Raw genomic sequence first — 14,715 nt, 5'->3', positions numbered from 1 at the left:
CGAGTTTTGGGCGGCTGCTCACGCCGCCCAAACGAATAGCTCAGCAGCGTGAATCAATTCGGGGCACGTGGTGCAAGGCCCCGTCGGTGAGCTCTAGTCCACGAAGGGGAGAAGCAGATGCGACTGGTGCTCGGCATCCCGGTAGATCTTTGTGGTGGTGGCGCGACCGATCGGCAGGTGGAATGCGTCTGGCGGCAGCATCGCGTTGTGCTCGTCGGCGACGGGCTCGTTGTTCGACAGCTCGACGAGCAGGGTGTGGCCGGGCTGGAACGTCGCCGCGAACGGGTAGACACGGATGACGTACTCGTTGATCTCGCCCGGGGTGACCGGAGTCTTCGACGTGTGCGGGTGGATCGGGTTGCCCGGGGTCGACTCGGGCGAGAGCTCGTTGTGCGATGCCTTGAGGTAACCGGTGGTGATGAGCTGGCGTTTGCCGGAAGGGGCAACGTCCCAGAACCGCAGGATGAAGTTGGTGTCATCTTGGTCAATGGCGGCGAAGATGTGCGCGGCACCCGTGCCCTGCATTTCGGTGGGCTCGGTGAACTTCATCGACCAGGAAAGCTTGGCCACGTCGTTGCTCAGCATCATGGGCAGCTGCGTCATCGTGTCCGGAGCGGCCCACTCGACGCCCAGGTCCTCGGGGCGGGTGGACAGGATATGGCGCGGGCGGAGGTAGAGCGGACGGTGTGTCGGGGCGGTGACTGGGAACTGCGCGCCCGACACCGTCTTGTCCGATCCTTCGACGTGGACCGAGACCGTCGGCTCGTCGGTGATGCCGTTGTCCTTGCCCTTGAGGAAGTGGTCGTACCAGCGGAACATCTCGTCGTGGGCGTCGACGAAGGGGCGGGAGTTCATCGGCGGGTAGGGGAGCACGTCGAGCTTCTTGGGGCCCTGGACGGCATTGAAAAGCGCGATCGTACCGTCCATCGTCCAGCCGCGGCCCTGCGCGATCTGCAGGTAGGTCGGCACGGTGATGTTCGGTGCCAGTGTGATGGGGTTGCGTTCCTCGTACCACTCGCCGTCGAGGTCGTTCATGACGATGTCGAACCAAGCCTCGTGCTGGAGCGGGTACATGAGGTTGTGGAACATGTTCGGCCAGGCGGCGACGTCCGGGTCGCGGAGTCGTTCGGCGACCTTCTTCTCGATTTCTTCCGGTGTGAACTCCTCGAGCATGCGGGACTTGATGTTCTCGGTGAACGCCCAGCCTGAGTCCCCGCCGCGGCCCTCGCGGGCAGCGCGCGGCATGAGCCACATGACACCGCCGTGGTAGGTGGTCTCGTAGAAGTCGTAATGGCCACCGTTGACGAAGATCGCCTTGAGCGCGGGTGGGTTCTCAGCTGCGGCGAGCACCGACATGGAGCCGAAGTAGGAGGTGCCGATCATGCCGACGTTGCCGTCGCACCACGGCTGCTCGGCGACCCACTGGATGAGGTCGTAGGCGTCCTCGCCGAGCGAGACACCGCCGGCGTTGTAGTTGCCGATGTGCTCTCCCTCCGAGTAGCCGGAGCCGCGAATGTCGCCGATGACATGCACGTAATCCTCGTCGACGACGCGCGCGATGTCGCCGGCCTCGATGCAGCCGTCCCAGGTGACCGACGGGCGGTACTGGGCGGGCATGTACAGCGAGTAGGCCTGGAGTTCCTTGCCGTAGGGGGACAGGGCGATGAGCGCGGGCCGCGGGACGTCGTCGGGTTTATGGTAGGCGTCGGCGGAGAGGTGGACCCCGTCGCGCATGGGGATCCGCAGGTTCTTGTGCACGGTGATGTTCTTGCCACCTGCGGTGATGGTTTCTGTGCGGGGCTCGCGGAAAGGGAGGCTCGGCATGGGGTGTGCTCCTAGCGTCGACGTTGGGGGCCGGGGCGTCGTGATTCTGAGGATCCTGACCGCAACGGCATAGTTAGCATATTATTATACTAAAGTGGTGTGAGCAAGGCTCTCATCCCACGGCCACGTAATGTAGGTCACCAACCGGTGGAAGGATCGCCAACCATGTCAGTCAACATCAGCCCGCTCATCGCCCCTTGGGGGCGCTTCAGCCTCTACACATTCTTTATCGATGCGCAGCACCCAGCCGTCGTCGACACCGGCATCGCCAGCACGCCCGCCGACGGCATAGCTCCCGAGCTGGAGAAGCTGGGTAAGCGCGCCGAGAGCGTCGAATACATCTTGCTCACGCACGGGCACATCGACCACCTCGGTGGCGCGCACGCACTGTGGGAGATGACCGGCCGCAAGGCCAAGGTGGTCATCCAAGGCGAGGACCTCAAGTACCTGCAGCAGCGTCGCGCGCACGTCGACAACTACCTCGGTCTGCGGGACAACTACATTGACAACCCGGACGCCGAGGCGCAACAGACGGAGATGGCCGCCAACGCTATCTCCGGGGAAATGACCGCCGATATTATCGTCGCCGACGGCGACACGATCGACCTTGGCGATGCGACCATCCGAGTCGTCCACGTGCCCGGCCACTCGATGGGGTCGGTCGCCTACGTCGTCGAAGGCCAGAACGACGTCTTCGTCGGCGACTCCGTCCAGGTTCACGGTGCTGCCAACGGTTTCCCCGGCTACGAGGACCCGAACGCTTACCGCTCCTCGCTGCTGAAACTGCGCGAAATCGCGCCGCAGCGCATGTACATGGGCCACCCATACCGCACCGCCGACGGGGTCCCTTACCCGGTGGAGCTCGACCACGACGACGCGATGCGTGCAATTGAGGAGTCTCTGGAAATCGAAGATCGCATTCGCAACGTCTCGCAAGCAGCATTGAATGACGGCTTATCGACGAACGATTCCACCTATTCTCCTTTCGCCGATATCGCCGCGCAGCTGGGATACGAAGGCGACCCGACCCTGGAGCCGTCGCCTTTCTTCACCACGCTCGACGGGTACCGCAGGCTGTTTGAGCGGTAGCCGACTGCGCTGCACGAAAGGTAGCCCCGCCAGCAATGAATTTGCTGGCGGGGCTACCTTGCTTCGTAGGAGTTATGCTCGCGGGCTGAGGTCCTCAGCCACGTCAGCCTTCGCAGCCTCGGTGGCCTTCCCGATCTTGCTCGGCGCAGTCTCCTTGAGGAATAGTGCAGTGATCGAGGCGACCAACGCACCGCCGGCCGAGATCATCAGCGCAGCAGGCAGGCCCTGGGCATCGGCGACGATTCCCGCGACAATCGGGGAAAGGAATCCTCCGATGAACTCACCGAGGCCGGTGGGGATACCGACGGCTAGACCGATCATGGCCGGCGCAACGGACTCGGCGGGGATTACGGACATTGCCATTCCGCCAACTCCCATTCCGGCTGCGAAGACGAAGACACACAGACCAAGCAGAGCTGTGTTCTCCACGTAGATGACGGATAGTGGCGCCAGCACTGACAGGAGGCCGAAGATGACGGCAATCGGCTTACGTCCGAACTTGTCCGACAGCATGGGGACGATGAAACCCCATAACGCGGTACCTAGTCCGAAGGCAGACATGATCAACGACATCGTGGTTGGCGACAACCCACGCATATTGGTCATCAGCAACGGGGCGTAGACCTGCAGGACGATGAGATAGACCATGAACCCGCCGAACATGATGACGGAGAGGATGACATTACGGTTGCTCAGTACCTGGCGGATCTCGCCACGGGAGTGTCCGTCCTTCAGCTCGGCGGCGTAGTCGCTGCCCGCCTCGTCGTGGGGCTCCGGTTCGCGCATGATCTTCCACACGAAGAAGGCGATGATCAGTCCCGGGAGGACGGTGAAGAAGAAAGCGATGCGCCAGTCGAACGCCTGGGAGATGGCGACGATGACGATCGGGGCGAGGATGGAGCCAAACAGGCCGTTGGCCGTGTTCATGGTCAGACCCAGGTTGAAGCCCCGGCGATGCGGGGAAGACTCGATAGCCAGCACCGACTGGGTGGTCGGGATGGATGGGCCTTCGAACAGCCCCATGAGTAGGCGCAGGATGATCAAGTGGACGAAGGAGCCCACCAGACCCTGCATCATCGAGGCGATGGAGAAGGCGATGATCAGGCCGATGAGGAACATCCGCTTGGACTTCACCTTGTCCGAGAGTCGCCCACCGACGACGGAGGAGATCGACCAGGTCAGTGCCGCGGCTCCGGCGAGCATGCCGACCTGGGCGTTGTTGATCCCCAGATCCGCCTGGATGAAGGGCATGAGGAAGTTGATGGCCAACCGGTCGAAGAAGACGATGCCGACGGCGAAGAAGAACAGCAGGACGAGCTTGTTTTCGTAGGTCCAGAAGCCGGACTTCGGCGCTGGAGAGGTGGACGTGGGGCATGGAGCTGTGGGACATGGCGGCCTCTTTTGGGGTCACTCAATACAGCCGAGGGCTCGGCGGGCGAATTGGAAAGAAATGGGAGGGGATGAAGAAACTAACGGGAAGGGAGTAGTGCTTCGGAGTGAGACGCGTCGGTGTCGGAGTTAGACAACTGCTTCTGCTTCTGCTTTGCGATGGGAACCACGAGGAAGGCGGCAGCAGCGATGAACCCTGGAATGGCGAAGAACAGGAAGTTCATCTGGGAGGATGCACCCCAAGAAATCAGGAGCCCGCCGAAGGTCGGGCCCACAATGGCTCCGAGTCGGCCGATTCCGGAAGCCATGCCGATCGCCGTTGAGCGGATGTGAGAAGGGTAGTACTGGGACACGAAACTGTAGGAGATGTTTTGCGGACCCATCGTGCAGGCCCCGGCGATGAACACCAGCAGGAGAAGGATGAGGTAACTCTGGCCGTAGCCAAGCAGAATCAAGGACGCTGCTGCAATGGCGAACATCGGCACGAGTACCCGCTTGACTCCGATTTTGTCGGCTACGGTGCCCATGACAAGCGTGCCGACAATGGCGCCGACGTTCATGACTGCTTGGAAGGTCAGGCCAGAATTAAGAGCGTAGCCTGCGTCGACCATAAGGCCTGGGAGCCAGGTGTTCAGACCATTGACCATGAGAAGGCACATGAAGAACGCGACCCAGATCATCAATGTCGCTAGCGCGCGTCGGTTTTTGAACAACGAGGCGACCGGGCTGGAGGATTCTTCTGCCTGCGTGTCGTCCTCAGTCGTCAACGCAACGGAGGAGAAATCGGTATTCGGGTTGATTTTGGACAACACGCTGCGCAACTTGTTCTCCTCTCCTCGTGCGATGAGCAATGCGGGGGAGTCGACGAAGTAGCGGGCCATGACGGGGAGCAAGAGCAGCGGTATGCCACCGACGAGGTACACCGCGTGCCAGCTGAAGTGAGGCAGCACCGCCATGGCGACGAGCGCGGCGAGAATGCCACCGACCGAGAAGAAGCACATGACGATCGCGACGAAGCGATTAGCCAGGTTCTTTGGGGCGTAGTCGGTAAGCATCGCGATGATCGTCGGGAGGATGCCACCGATACCGAGCCCGGTGAGGAACCGAAAAACTGCAAACAACACCGGCGTCGGAGCGAGGGCACAGGCTATCGTGGCCAGGGAAAATAGGACTACGGCGAACACCAGGATGTTCTTTCGGCCGAAGCGATCGGCGAGGACACCGAAGACCATTGCGCCCAGCATCATCCCGACTAGGCCTGAGCTGCCGATTAGTCCGGCTTGTGCAGCGCTGATGCCCCATTTCTCCATGAGGATCGGCAATACTGAACCGAAGATCACCAGGTCGTACATGTCGAAGGTGATGATCACGCAGGCGAAGAAGAGCATCCAGAAATGAAACGAAGTGAACCTACCCTCGGCGAGGTGACGGGTGACGTTGAGTTGCTTCATGGTGGTGGGGCGCTTTCGGGTATGCGCAACGAGTCCGCCCGGCATTGTGCCGGCGAACTGCTGCGTTTTCGGAGAGGTAAGGAGGTAGCTAGTTCCGGATGAAATCTGCGGTGCGGCGGAAGACGTCGTAGAACTCGTCGATCCAGGAGAAGTTCGCCACGAAGCCGTGGTTGGCGTTGGCCACATTCTCGTGGGTCACGGAGACACCGGCATCGCGAAGCTTCTCGGCGTAGGCGATGCCTTCGTCGCGAAGCGGGTCATAACCGGCGGTGACGACATACGCGGTCGGCAGACCGGTGAGGTCCTCGCGCTTGATCGGGGAGGCCAGCGGGTCGGCCGGGTCGGCGGAATCGAGGTAGAAGGAGTTGAAAGGCGCCAGGCCGTTGTACTCCAAGCCGTAGCCTTCACCGTTTTCGGTGAGCGAAGCCCAGCGATCCCGGGCGAAGTCGAGGTCCACCGATGGGTAGTAGAGGATCTGGTGGGTAATGCGGTCGAAGCCGGCGTCCTTAGCCAAGAAGGTGACCGCGGCGACGAAGTTGCCGCCGGAGGAGTCACCGGCCAGCGCCAGCACCTCGCCGTCCCACTTCAGTTTCTCGGCGTTGTTTGCGACCCATTTCACCACGCCGAAGCACTCGTTGATCGCCTGCGGAAAGGGTGCTTCCGGGGACAGCGAGTAGCCGACGGAGACAACCAGCTTGCCGGTCTCCTTCGCCAAGGCGCGGGCCACGTGGTCGTGGGTGTCCAGCGATCCGGAGAAGAATGCTCCGCCGTGGAAGTAGAGGATCGCACCGTAGGAGGCTGCCTCGGCATCGTCCGCGTAGAGGCGCACGGGGACATCGCCGGCGTCGGTCGCCGCGACGTCGTCGTGGACGAGACCCAGTTGCGGTTGTCGCTTATCAAAGTCCGCGACCTGCTTGGCTTCCCCCGCCCGCATCGCGGCCGGATCCGGTGGCGTGGTGGAGGCGGGCGGAATCTGCTCGACGATCTTGGCGATCTCCGGGTGCAGCGGTTGGGTAGTCAAGTCGATGAATCCTTTCTGTGTGCTCGGCACAGGGCTAGTAGTCGATCTTTTCCTTTTCTGGGAAGGCGGTCTCGCCGGCACTTTCGGCGTTCCAGGATTCGCGAGAAATGCGCTGCAGCTCCTGGACCGGCTCCTTACGCAGCTCGGTGTACTTCGCCAGCGCCGCCGGGACAGAGTCCTCCTCAACCAGGCAGTCTGCCAGGATACCGCCGTCGAGCACGGCAGAGTTCGCGCCCAGGCCTTGGTGGTGCAGCATGGCATGCGCGGCGTCACCGACGAGCACGACGGCGTCGGAGTTCCACTTCTCCTGCGGGTCGAGGTCCGCGGCGGCGCGCTGGTTGACGTCGTCCCAGTTGAGGTTCTCGATGATGCGCAGCAGGCGATCGTCGAAGTTCTTGCACATCTCGAGCACCTCCTCCTTGGATACGCTGGGGCTCCAAGTAGTGTCCGGGTGCGGGAAGGTGATATCGAAGGAGATCTGGCCGTTCTCGCCGCGGTGACGCAGGGGCAAGAAGTAGATCATCCCGTTGGTTTCGGTGTCGAGGTACATGCGCAGGTTGTCGTCGACAAGCAATCCTTCTCCGTCCTCGCCGTCGATGACAACGCGGTAGGCGTGGGCGAGGGCGGGCATCGGCTGGGAGTCGGACCACAGGGCGCGGACGCGCGACTTGATACCGTCTGCGCCGACGAGCAGGTCGAAGGTCTCCTCGACACCGTTGGTGAACTTCACCGTGGCGCTGTCGCCATTATCGGTAATAGACTCCGCGCGGTGGCCGAGTTGGAGAACCCCCTCGGGCAGCTGGGAGGTCAGCGCGACGATGAAGTCGTGGCGGTGGATCATACGGGTGTTGTGCTTCTCAGATCCTTCGGTGAGGAAGGGCCACTCCTCGCGATTGAGTACGTTGCCCTTAGCGTCGAGAATTTCGAAGTAGTCGGACGGTGAAGTGACGGCCTCGATTGCCGGGAAGATGCCCAGCTTTTTGAACAGCTTGACGGTGGCCGGACGCAGGCCGATACCCGCGCCGACCTCGCCAATCTGGGATGCCTGCTCGTAGACCTTGACGTCCGCACCGATCTGCGAGAGGGCTAGGGCTGCGGTGACACCGGCGTAGCCGCCGCCGATGATGCCGACTTTCAGGTTCTTGATGTCTTCGTTCTTCATGAGTTGTGGTCCTATCGGGTCTGCAGGGTGAGGAACTGGGCGGGGTTGGTGACGAAGATGCGCTTGATTGTCTCGTCGTCGACGTCGTTGCGCTTGAGATCAGGAATGAGCTGCTCGAAGATGTAGTTGATCGTGTGACCCTTCACTCCGGGCCAGCCCAGCGGGGAACAGTTGGCATCCGCTGAGGCCAGTACGGCGTCGACATCGCGGTCGATCCAGCCAAGGAAGTGATCCAGGCGAGCGTCGCGTTCGCGTGCCCAGAACGGCGGGTCGGGAAGTTCGGTCTCGTAGCCGAAGGTGTCGAAGCCAAGGCGACCGCCCTGCTCGACGATCCACTTGTCGGGGGTCTTATCGTGATTGACGCCGTCGTCGACGTGCCCGAACAGGACGCGGTCAAGCTCGAGGCCCTCGTCCTTAAAAACTCGGACTGCAGGGGTCGGGTCGATGGCGAGGTGGGTGAAGATAGGTACCCCAGTCTCTTTGGAGGCGCGCGCCGCCGCACGGTAGATGCGCAGGTCGAGCTCGGTCATCTTGCCGCCGCGTGAGACACCGACCTTAATGATCCCGGCCTTTGCGTCTGTGCCGGAGATGCCGACGGTGATTTCGTGGATGAACTGACGGTAGAGGTAGTCGACGCTTGCTTCCTCGAAAAAGGGAAGAGCGGTGTCGCCGCCGACGAAGCCGGTGCAGGCGACGATGTGGACGCCGGTCTTGGCCGACAAGGAGCGGTAGTAGTCGATGTCGCGGCCGTTGCAAATGCCGGTGGCGTCTACGAAGGTGCGTCCGCCATATTCGGCGAACTTCTGCAGCTTGGGGACGGTCTCCTCATAGCGGGTGACTGGATCCTTCCACCATTTGGTGTCGAGCTCGCTACCGGGCATGCCGTATCCGATGTGCTCGTGGATGGCGACGTAGCCGAGCATTTCTGGGGCAACGGGGCCCAGGACTGTGTTGACGTGGGTCATCTCTGGGTTTCCTTACTTTCCGGTCAGGAGTCGACGCGGGTTGTCGACGAGGATCGTGTGCTGGTCGGCTTCGCTGAGTCCTCGCTCTTGCAGAGCCGGGATGAAAGACTCCAGCACGTCGGTGTACTGCGAGGTCGGTGCGTCGTGAGCGACGGCGACGCCGATGGCTCCCGCGGATAGCAGCAGACGGGAAGCGTGACCAGCAGCGATGAGCTTTTCGACGATTTCGAGTCGCTCCGCGTCATCACCCTGACCGATCGTGTCGACAGCAACGAACGAGCCTGCCTCGGCGATTGCGGAGAAGTCTTCGGAGTTGGAGATGCCTCCGACGAGTACGCGGGCGGGGTTGATGCCTTCGTCGAGGGCGATCTTGAGCTCATCGAGTGGGGCCGCACCGGCGCGGAAACTCAGAGCGGTGTCGGTGGCCAAAGCTGCGCGGGCGGCGCCGCGCAGCAGCGACTCGTCGGTGGGCGTGGCGCCGGTGGCTGTGACCGTCGTGGTGATCAGACCGGCGGGGGCGCGTCGCTCCACGCGAGGGACAACGACGCCCTCCGTGACCTCCTTGCCGAACAGGTCAGCAAACTTCTCCGCCGGCCATGGGGTCGGTGGATTGGTCTGCGGGGTGAGGAAGTAGCCGCCAAGCTTCGCCTCAGGGCCCATCCCGGTGGAAGCGATGATATTAACTCCGGTGGACTCGGCCAGCACCTCATAGAGATGGACATCACGACCGTGGAACATGCCGGTGGAGTCGACGATGGTTCCACCGCCGGCGGCCTTGAAGTCCTCGAGCTTCGTCTTCAGGACGCTGAAGTTGGCTGCGCGGTCAATGGTGATGTCGTAGCCGTATTCCGCGCCGGGATATACGGAGAGCAAGGACTCGTGCACCGCGGTGACTCCGAGGGAGTCTGCCGGTACGGGTCCGAGGACCGTGTTGACGGTGGGTGAATGGGGATCAGTCATCGATCCTGCCTTTCGCTGTCTTCGCCCCACAGTTGTGCATGGTGCGCAGGAGCGAGATGTGCTGGTGGTTATGAGGCGGGGAGGAAGGCTGGTCGATAGTGCCAAAAAGCTCCCGCTCCGCCAGTCGGGGGCCGCAGCACAATCACCGTGCGATTGTGACCTCTCTTACGTTCTTGGGGTTTAGATTTCCATATTGTTATGACAAAGTCAACGAGTCGAGGGACATCTCGAGGCAGGTGGGGTAGTGGGGGTGGCGTAGGCCGATCTAAGAGCTGCGCTGCTCGGAGAATGAGTAGCGGAAAACGTCTGCACGGTGCAAAGCCATCCTCCAACCCAGTGCGCGCTTGCCGGTGGAGTAGAACACTGTTTCAATCGCCAAAAGTGGAGAACCCGGTGTCACCTGGAAGCGATCGGCTTGTTCCTCCGTGGCTCCTGTCGCCCAAGTCTCGTGCTCTGTGGTGACCACAGGAATGCCGGAGGCCTGCTCAAGGAGCGTGAATACTGATCCCGCCTCTTCGACTTCCTGCGCCGTGGGGTTGAACGAATCCGGAGCGCGCAGATAGGCTTCCGCATCTACCAACGGAAGATCATCAGAGGTAATCAAACGGCTGAAGTGCAGTAACGACTCCTCATTGGCGGATTCGATGGCCCTAGCTACGTGCGCGGGTGGGGTGGTCCAACCGAAGTCGCGAATGATTGACTCGGTCTCAGCTCCGTGCTCCGCAAGAAATTTCTGCAGTCCGCCCGCCGCCAAGTCCGTCGGCCGCTCCACCCGACCGCTGAGGACGGGGAAAGTGCCCTTCCCCTGTCGTCGGTAGACATATCCCTCCGTAGTCAGCTCCGACAGCGCCTGCCGGATGGGGGCGCGGCTAACAGCGAAGCGCTCGAGGAGACGCGCCTCGGTCAGTGGACGATCCATGTCGACGTCGCCCGACTCGATTTCATTGCGCAGAATGTCTTTGATCTGCCGATACAGGGGGACGCCCGATGTGGAATCCAGTTCAGTTCTAGGCATAGACGAGTGCTTTCTTGTGGTTTTGAGGAGCAGTACTGCGTGAAGTAGTAGGACTGCGGCATGCGTAAATCACAATGCTAGTCGGAGCAGGAGTGCGGTCGGGCAGACTTGCTGTGGGGAGTCCTTGCGCTAGGCCCTCAGGGTTTAATCAAGCCTCCGCACTACCTTCCCCGGGCCAGCACTATTTTTGTTGACACCTCAACCCCACAACTTCTAACCTCGGAATGGAAGTGATCTTAGGTAAGCCTAATTTGAAGGGTGGCGCAGGACGTGGAGGAGATTCTCGCGGGCTACCCGTTCTGGGCAGTGTGGTTGTTCCTCTATTTCGGGGCGACGATTCGCGGCCAGGCGACCTATTGGATCGGCCGTGGAGTGGTGACCGGAGCTACTCGCACGAAGCGCGGGCCAGCTTGGTGGCAGCGAACGCGCGACCGGCTCGCTGAGGCGGAAACCAGTGCCGGACACAAGGCCATCGAACGAGTCGGAATCGTGGCCATTCCGTTTGCCTACGTGACCGTCGGTCTGCAGAGCGCCATCATCCTTGCGGCCGGTCTGCTGCAGATCTCGTGGCGCAAATTCTCCCTCGCGCAGATTCCCGGCGCGGTGGCCTGGGCGACGATCTACAGCACCATCGGCTTCGCTGCGTGGGCATCTGTCGCCCGGGCACTGGCGGGAGACTGGTGGCCATTGGTGGTATTGCTCATCGTCGTGGCGGTGATCGTGGGAGTCATCCAGTGGCGGCGTAGGCGCTCCCGTGATCGTCGTGAAGCGAATGCCCCGCACTCTGCGACCCCTAGCGCCGCGAACGAGGAGCTCGCCGACAGCCATACACACACCGCGGAGTAGCTCAGATCGCTCGACGGGGGACAACGTCTGAGGCTGTCGATAGACTGTGGTCAACGCATCGAATCCCTACTCTTGAGGCGCGCAAAATGACCAAAACTCCACGAGTGCTTCTGATTGGTTTCGGCGCTATAGGCCGCCAACTAGTCAGCCTCTTCGATCCCGACGAATTCCGCGTCAGCGCCGTCGTGCGCGACGTAGCCCCGCACCTCGAGCGCGGCACTTTAGGAATTTCGCTTTACGACGAACACCTGGCGCAGCTGATCGAGGGCAGCGACATTGTCGTCGAGTGTGCAGGTGTCGCCGCCGCGAAGGAGCACGGTCCGGCGGTCATTGCCCAGGGGAAGGACCTGGTCTTGACCTCGGTTGGGGCCCTTGCGGATCCTGTTGCGCGCCGGGCTCTTCTCGAGGGGCCCGGGAAATTGCACGTTACCTCGGGAGCAATCGGTGGTTTTGATTTGTGGGGCGCGGTTGCGGAGGCGGGTGCTGCGGACTCGGTGCAGATCCGCACGACGAAGAAATCTCAGGACTTGGTGCAAGACTGGATGTCGGAGGAAGAACGTGCCGAACTGCTCAACGCGACCGAGCCTTTCGGGGTCTTCAGCGGTCGGCCTAGCGAAGCCATTGAGAAGTTTCCGGGCAATGTCAACGTAGCGGTGGCGCTGGCCTGGGCGACGCGGGGGAGAGGCGGCAGCGATGAAGAGTTGTTGCAGACATCCCTTGAGCGGGTCCACGTGGAGTTGGTAGCCGACCCGCAGGCCGAGGAAAGCCGGCATGAAATTGAAGTGTCGGGCTCTGCAGGTACTTTTAGTCTCAGCAGTCAGTCCGCACCGAGCCCGGTGAATCCGAACACATCCGCGCTCACGGCGCTAGCGGTGGCGCATACGCTCAGGAATGCTGTTCGTGGGCTTTAAGCACCCACGATGCCGAAGGTGACGAAGACGAAGCCAAGCAGTTGCAGCGATCCGCGGATGAGTTGGAATACATCCCAGCGACGCCGCATGGCAAGGAAACCTTCGGGGGCGGCTTCTTCGTTGATACGCCCGGTGCGCAGATTGATCGGCACGTTGCCGATGATCGTGACTACCAGCGCAATCCCGAGGCTGATCGCAGCAAGCGCGAGCCAGACCGTGGGGTTATCCACTGCCAAGACGATCGCAAGAACAGCGGCAAGCGTCATGACTACAGGCATGATGCGCCCGAAAGTTTTTAGCAAGCCTTTCTCGAAGATGAGCTGATCATCTGGTGCGAGCTTACGGATGACGGGGTGCACGAGCGCGACCGAGCCGAACTCGGCGGATCCGACGAACCCGATGACCAGAATGGCGGCGACTTCTACCCAGCTCATTGTGCCTGCTCCGCGATCCATTGCTCGAAGGACGTCTGTGGAACGCCGAAGTCCCGAAACCAGTCCGCGGTATCGGTGACATCACCGTAGCGATTCATGCTGGCAAGAATGCCAAGCTCCCTTGTCATTGCGCCCTTGAGGAAGAGTTTGTTGATTGTTCTCATGAACCACAGCGGCATCCTCCGCACCTGGTCTGGGTTAAACGGCTTGCCCGTGAGCGCGCTGGCGTAGGCGGCGGCCGCCTCGCGAAGCAGCATCGGGTGTTCGCCCGCGACATCGTAGACTCGGTTCCCGGTCTCGGGTATGGTGAAGGCCCGTGATGCAGCCGACATGATGTCGTCTGCCGCGATAAGTCGAATGGGGTGCGGCTGGCGACCGATGATCACTGGGCGTCCGCCGCGGACGAACTTCGCCAGCGTCTCATTGATGAAACCGATTCGGAAGATGGTCGCGGGGACGGGGCCGTCGAGCAGCGAGCGTTCGCCGCGTTCCTTAGATCGTTCCCATGGGTAGTCCGCGAATGCAGGCTGAGCGTACATTCCCGTCAACAGTACGATGCGCGAGACTCCTGCGGCCGAAGCGGCGGAAGCGATGTGTGCGACGCCCAGTTCTTCCACCTGAGCGGCGCGCTCGGGGTGATGTCCGCCGTTGAGAGCGATCAGCACGCCGTCGATGCCTTTGAGTGCTGCGGGCAGGGTCGAGGGCTCGGTGACATCGCCCTGGACGACCTCGACTTCTGCAGGTAGCTCGGCCTTCTCGGGCGACCGGACTATCGCTCGGACCTTGTGACCGTCGGCCACAAGCCGGGTCACCGCGTGACCTCCGAGGTATCCGGTGGCACCAAAGAGCGCTATTTTTGCCATCATTTTCCCCTAGCAGATAATGCAACTATCTATTTATGGATAGTAGAGTTATCTATTAAGTCCCGCAAGCGTTTTTGTCATGGAGTGTGTGATGAGTCAGATGAAGATGGCCGAGCTAGCCCGGCGTTCGGAGCTCAGCGTGCCAACGGTCAAGTACTACCTGCGCGAGGGACTCCTTCATCCGGGCGAGCGCACCAGCGTGAATCAGGCGCTTTACGACGATTCCCACCTCGAGCGCATCCGACTTGTTAGGGCGCTGGTCACCGTGGCCGGCCTGCCCCTGGACAAGGTTAAGGAAGTCGTGCGCGTGGTCGATTCCGAGCCTTCGGTCATCGATGCCTTGGCGGTCACCCAGGACGCCTTCGTCGGTGAGACCAACCAGGCTGCGGCAGACTCGCCGGCTGCCGACCTGCTTGCACAAGTCGTCGATAAGCGTGGCTGGCGCTGTCATCCTGAATCGCCTGCGCACGCCGCCGCGATCGAGGCGGTGGCGAATCTGCAGGGCGAGGAGCTCACAGCCTTTATCGATAGGCTCGACGAGTACGCAGCGGCGGCCGATGAGGTTGGACGCCTCGACGTTCACAGCGTCGCCGAGGAGGACAGTCTCGAGGCCACGATCCGCAGCGTTGTGCTGGGCAGCGCGCTGCGGCTCCCGCTTTTCAACGCGCTTGTCCTGCTCGCGCAGCAACATTATGCGGGCGGCATCGACAGGAAATTCGACGACGAGTAGCGCTAAGTCCGTGTCAAAACGCGTGTATGAAAAACGCCTCGCAGCTCATGTCCGC

Annotated in this window: 14 protein-coding genes; 4 read left to right on the top strand and 10 right to left on the bottom strand. The window is 61.7% G+C overall.

The features are described 5' to 3' along the window. Positions 1–93: 93 nt before the first annotated feature. On the bottom strand, positions 94–1,824 hold the full coding sequence (locus tag A37O_RS0105330; RefSeq protein ID WP_018296464.1) for a CocE/NonD family hydrolase: 1,731 nt from the start codon (positions 1,822–1,824) through the stop codon (positions 94–96). A 165-nt stretch (positions 1,825–1,989) separates the two neighbouring features. On the opposite strand from A37O_RS0105330, the gene A37O_RS0105325 reads away from it, so the two are divergent. Then, positions 1,990–2,913, top strand: coding sequence for an MBL fold metallo-hydrolase (locus A37O_RS0105325; RefSeq protein ID WP_018296463.1), 924 nt, complete (start codon positions 1,990–1,992; stop codon positions 2,911–2,913). Positions 2,914–2,985: 72 nt separating this feature from the next. Here the strand turns inward: A37O_RS0105325 and A37O_RS14730 are convergent, their stop codons facing one another. The 7 genes from A37O_RS14730 to A37O_RS0105290 all read right to left on the bottom strand — a co-directional run bounded on the left by A37O_RS14730 (position 2,986) and on the right by A37O_RS0105290 (position 10,876). Continuing rightward, positions 2,986–4,182: an MFS transporter gene (locus tag A37O_RS14730; RefSeq protein WP_245533795.1), complete on the bottom strand. Its 1,197-nt coding sequence runs from the start codon at positions 4,180–4,182 to the stop codon at positions 2,986–2,988. A gap of 200 nt (positions 4,183–4,382) precedes the next feature. Then, positions 4,383–5,753: an MFS transporter gene (locus A37O_RS0105315; RefSeq protein ID WP_026196167.1), complete on the bottom strand. Its 1,371-nt coding sequence runs from the start codon at positions 5,751–5,753 to the stop codon at positions 4,383–4,385. Between the two features lie 88 nt (positions 5,754–5,841). Continuing rightward, on the bottom strand, positions 5,842–6,774 hold the full coding sequence (locus A37O_RS0105310; RefSeq protein WP_033377818.1) for an alpha/beta hydrolase: 933 nt from the start codon (positions 6,772–6,774) through the stop codon (positions 5,842–5,844). A gap of 34 nt (positions 6,775–6,808) precedes the next feature. Next, positions 6,809–7,936, bottom strand: a complete 1,128-nt coding sequence (locus A37O_RS0105305; RefSeq protein WP_018296458.1) for an FAD-dependent oxidoreductase — start codon at positions 7,934–7,936, stop codon at positions 6,809–6,811. Positions 7,937–7,947: 11 nt separating this feature from the next. Then, complete coding sequence (locus A37O_RS0105300; protein WP_018296457.1) at positions 7,948–8,901, bottom strand: phosphotriesterase family protein; 954 nt, start codon at positions 8,899–8,901, stop codon at positions 7,948–7,950. A gap of 12 nt (positions 8,902–8,913) precedes the next feature. Next, on the bottom strand, positions 8,914–9,861 hold the full coding sequence (locus A37O_RS0105295) for a phosphotriesterase family protein (RefSeq protein WP_018296456.1): 948 nt from the start codon (positions 9,859–9,861) through the stop codon (positions 8,914–8,916). 265 nt (positions 9,862–10,126) lie between these two features. Continuing rightward, positions 10,127–10,876, bottom strand: a complete 750-nt coding sequence (locus A37O_RS0105290) for a GntR family transcriptional regulator (protein WP_018296455.1) — start codon at positions 10,874–10,876, stop codon at positions 10,127–10,129. A gap of 270 nt (positions 10,877–11,146) precedes the next feature. On the opposite strand from A37O_RS0105290, the gene A37O_RS0105285 reads away from it, so the two are divergent. Both A37O_RS0105285 and A37O_RS0105280 read left to right on the top strand, forming a co-directional pair. Beyond that, positions 11,147–11,722 carry a DedA family protein gene (locus A37O_RS0105285; protein WP_156802506.1) on the top strand — a complete coding sequence of 192 codons (576 nt, stop codon included), beginning with the start codon at positions 11,147–11,149 and terminating at the stop codon, positions 11,720–11,722. Between the two features lie 86 nt (positions 11,723–11,808). Next, entirely contained in the window at positions 11,809–12,633 is an 825-nt protein-coding gene (locus A37O_RS0105280) for an aspartate dehydrogenase domain-containing protein (RefSeq protein ID WP_033377814.1), read from the top strand. Here A37O_RS0105280 and A37O_RS0105275 read toward each other — a convergent pair. Both A37O_RS0105275 and A37O_RS0105270 read right to left on the bottom strand, forming a co-directional pair. Next, the gene (locus tag A37O_RS0105275) at positions 12,630–13,067 is read right to left on the bottom strand and encodes an anthrone oxygenase family protein (RefSeq protein WP_018296452.1); all 438 of its coding nucleotides are present in this window, start codon (positions 13,065–13,067) and stop codon (positions 12,630–12,632) included. The genes A37O_RS0105280 and A37O_RS0105275 overlap by 4 nt on opposite strands. After that, positions 13,064–13,930, bottom strand: coding sequence for an SDR family oxidoreductase (locus tag A37O_RS0105270; protein ID WP_018296451.1), 867 nt, complete (start codon positions 13,928–13,930; stop codon positions 13,064–13,066). Before A37O_RS0105270 ends, A37O_RS0105275 begins: the two co-directional genes overlap by 4 nt. Before the next feature lie 91 nt (positions 13,931–14,021). Here A37O_RS0105270 and A37O_RS0105265 point away from each other — a divergent pair, with 91 nt between their 5' ends. Beyond that, the gene (locus A37O_RS0105265; protein ID WP_018296450.1) at positions 14,022–14,660 is read left to right on the top strand and encodes a MerR family transcriptional regulator; all 639 of its coding nucleotides are present in this window, start codon (positions 14,022–14,024) and stop codon (positions 14,658–14,660) included. The last annotated feature ends 55 nt before the right edge of the window (positions 14,661–14,715 follow it).

Source organism: Corynebacterium lubricantis DSM 45231, from assembly GCF_000379425.1.
Classification (GTDB): Bacteria; Actinomycetota; Actinomycetes; order Mycobacteriales; family Mycobacteriaceae; genus Corynebacterium; species Corynebacterium lubricantis.
Note: the sequence above shows the minus strand (reverse complement) of the source record. Positions and strands in the feature narration are given on the sequence as shown.

Bases quoted from the DNA above. Each gene is read 5' to 3' on its own strand.
- A37O_RS0105275 (WP_018296452.1), bottom strand. From the start codon at position 13,067: ATGAGCTGGGTAGAAGTCGCCGCCATTCTGGTCATCGGGTTCGTCGGA.
- A37O_RS0105265 (WP_018296450.1), top strand. From the start codon at position 14,022: ATGAGTCAGATGAAGATGGCCGAGCTAGCCCGGCGTTCGGAGCTCAGC.
- A37O_RS0105325 (WP_018296463.1), top strand. From the start codon at position 1,990: ATGTCAGTCAACATCAGCCCGCTCATCGCCCCTTGGGGGCGCTTCAGC.
- A37O_RS0105280 (WP_033377814.1), top strand. From the start codon at position 11,809: ATGACCAAAACTCCACGAGTGCTTCTGATTGGTTTCGGCGCTATAGGC.
- A37O_RS0105270 (WP_018296451.1), bottom strand. From the start codon at position 13,930: ATGGCAAAAATAGCGCTCTTTGGTGCCACCGGATACCTCGGAGGTCAC.
- A37O_RS0105295 (WP_018296456.1), bottom strand. From the start codon at position 9,861: ATGACTGATCCCCATTCACCCACCGTCAACACGGTCCTCGGACCCGTA.
- A37O_RS0105330 (WP_018296464.1), bottom strand. From the start codon at position 1,824: ATGCCGAGCCTCCCTTTCCGCGAGCCCCGCACAGAAACCATCACCGCA.
- A37O_RS0105290 (WP_018296455.1), bottom strand. From the start codon at position 10,876: ATGCCTAGAACTGAACTGGATTCCACATCGGGCGTCCCCCTGTATCGG.
- A37O_RS0105300 (WP_018296457.1), bottom strand. From the start codon at position 8,901: ATGACCCACGTCAACACAGTCCTGGGCCCCGTTGCCCCAGAAATGCTC.
- A37O_RS0105315 (WP_026196167.1), bottom strand. From the start codon at position 5,753: ATGAAGCAACTCAACGTCACCCGTCACCTCGCCGAGGGTAGGTTCACT.
- A37O_RS0105305 (WP_018296458.1), bottom strand. From the start codon at position 7,936: ATGAAGAACGAAGACATCAAGAACCTGAAAGTCGGCATCATCGGCGGC.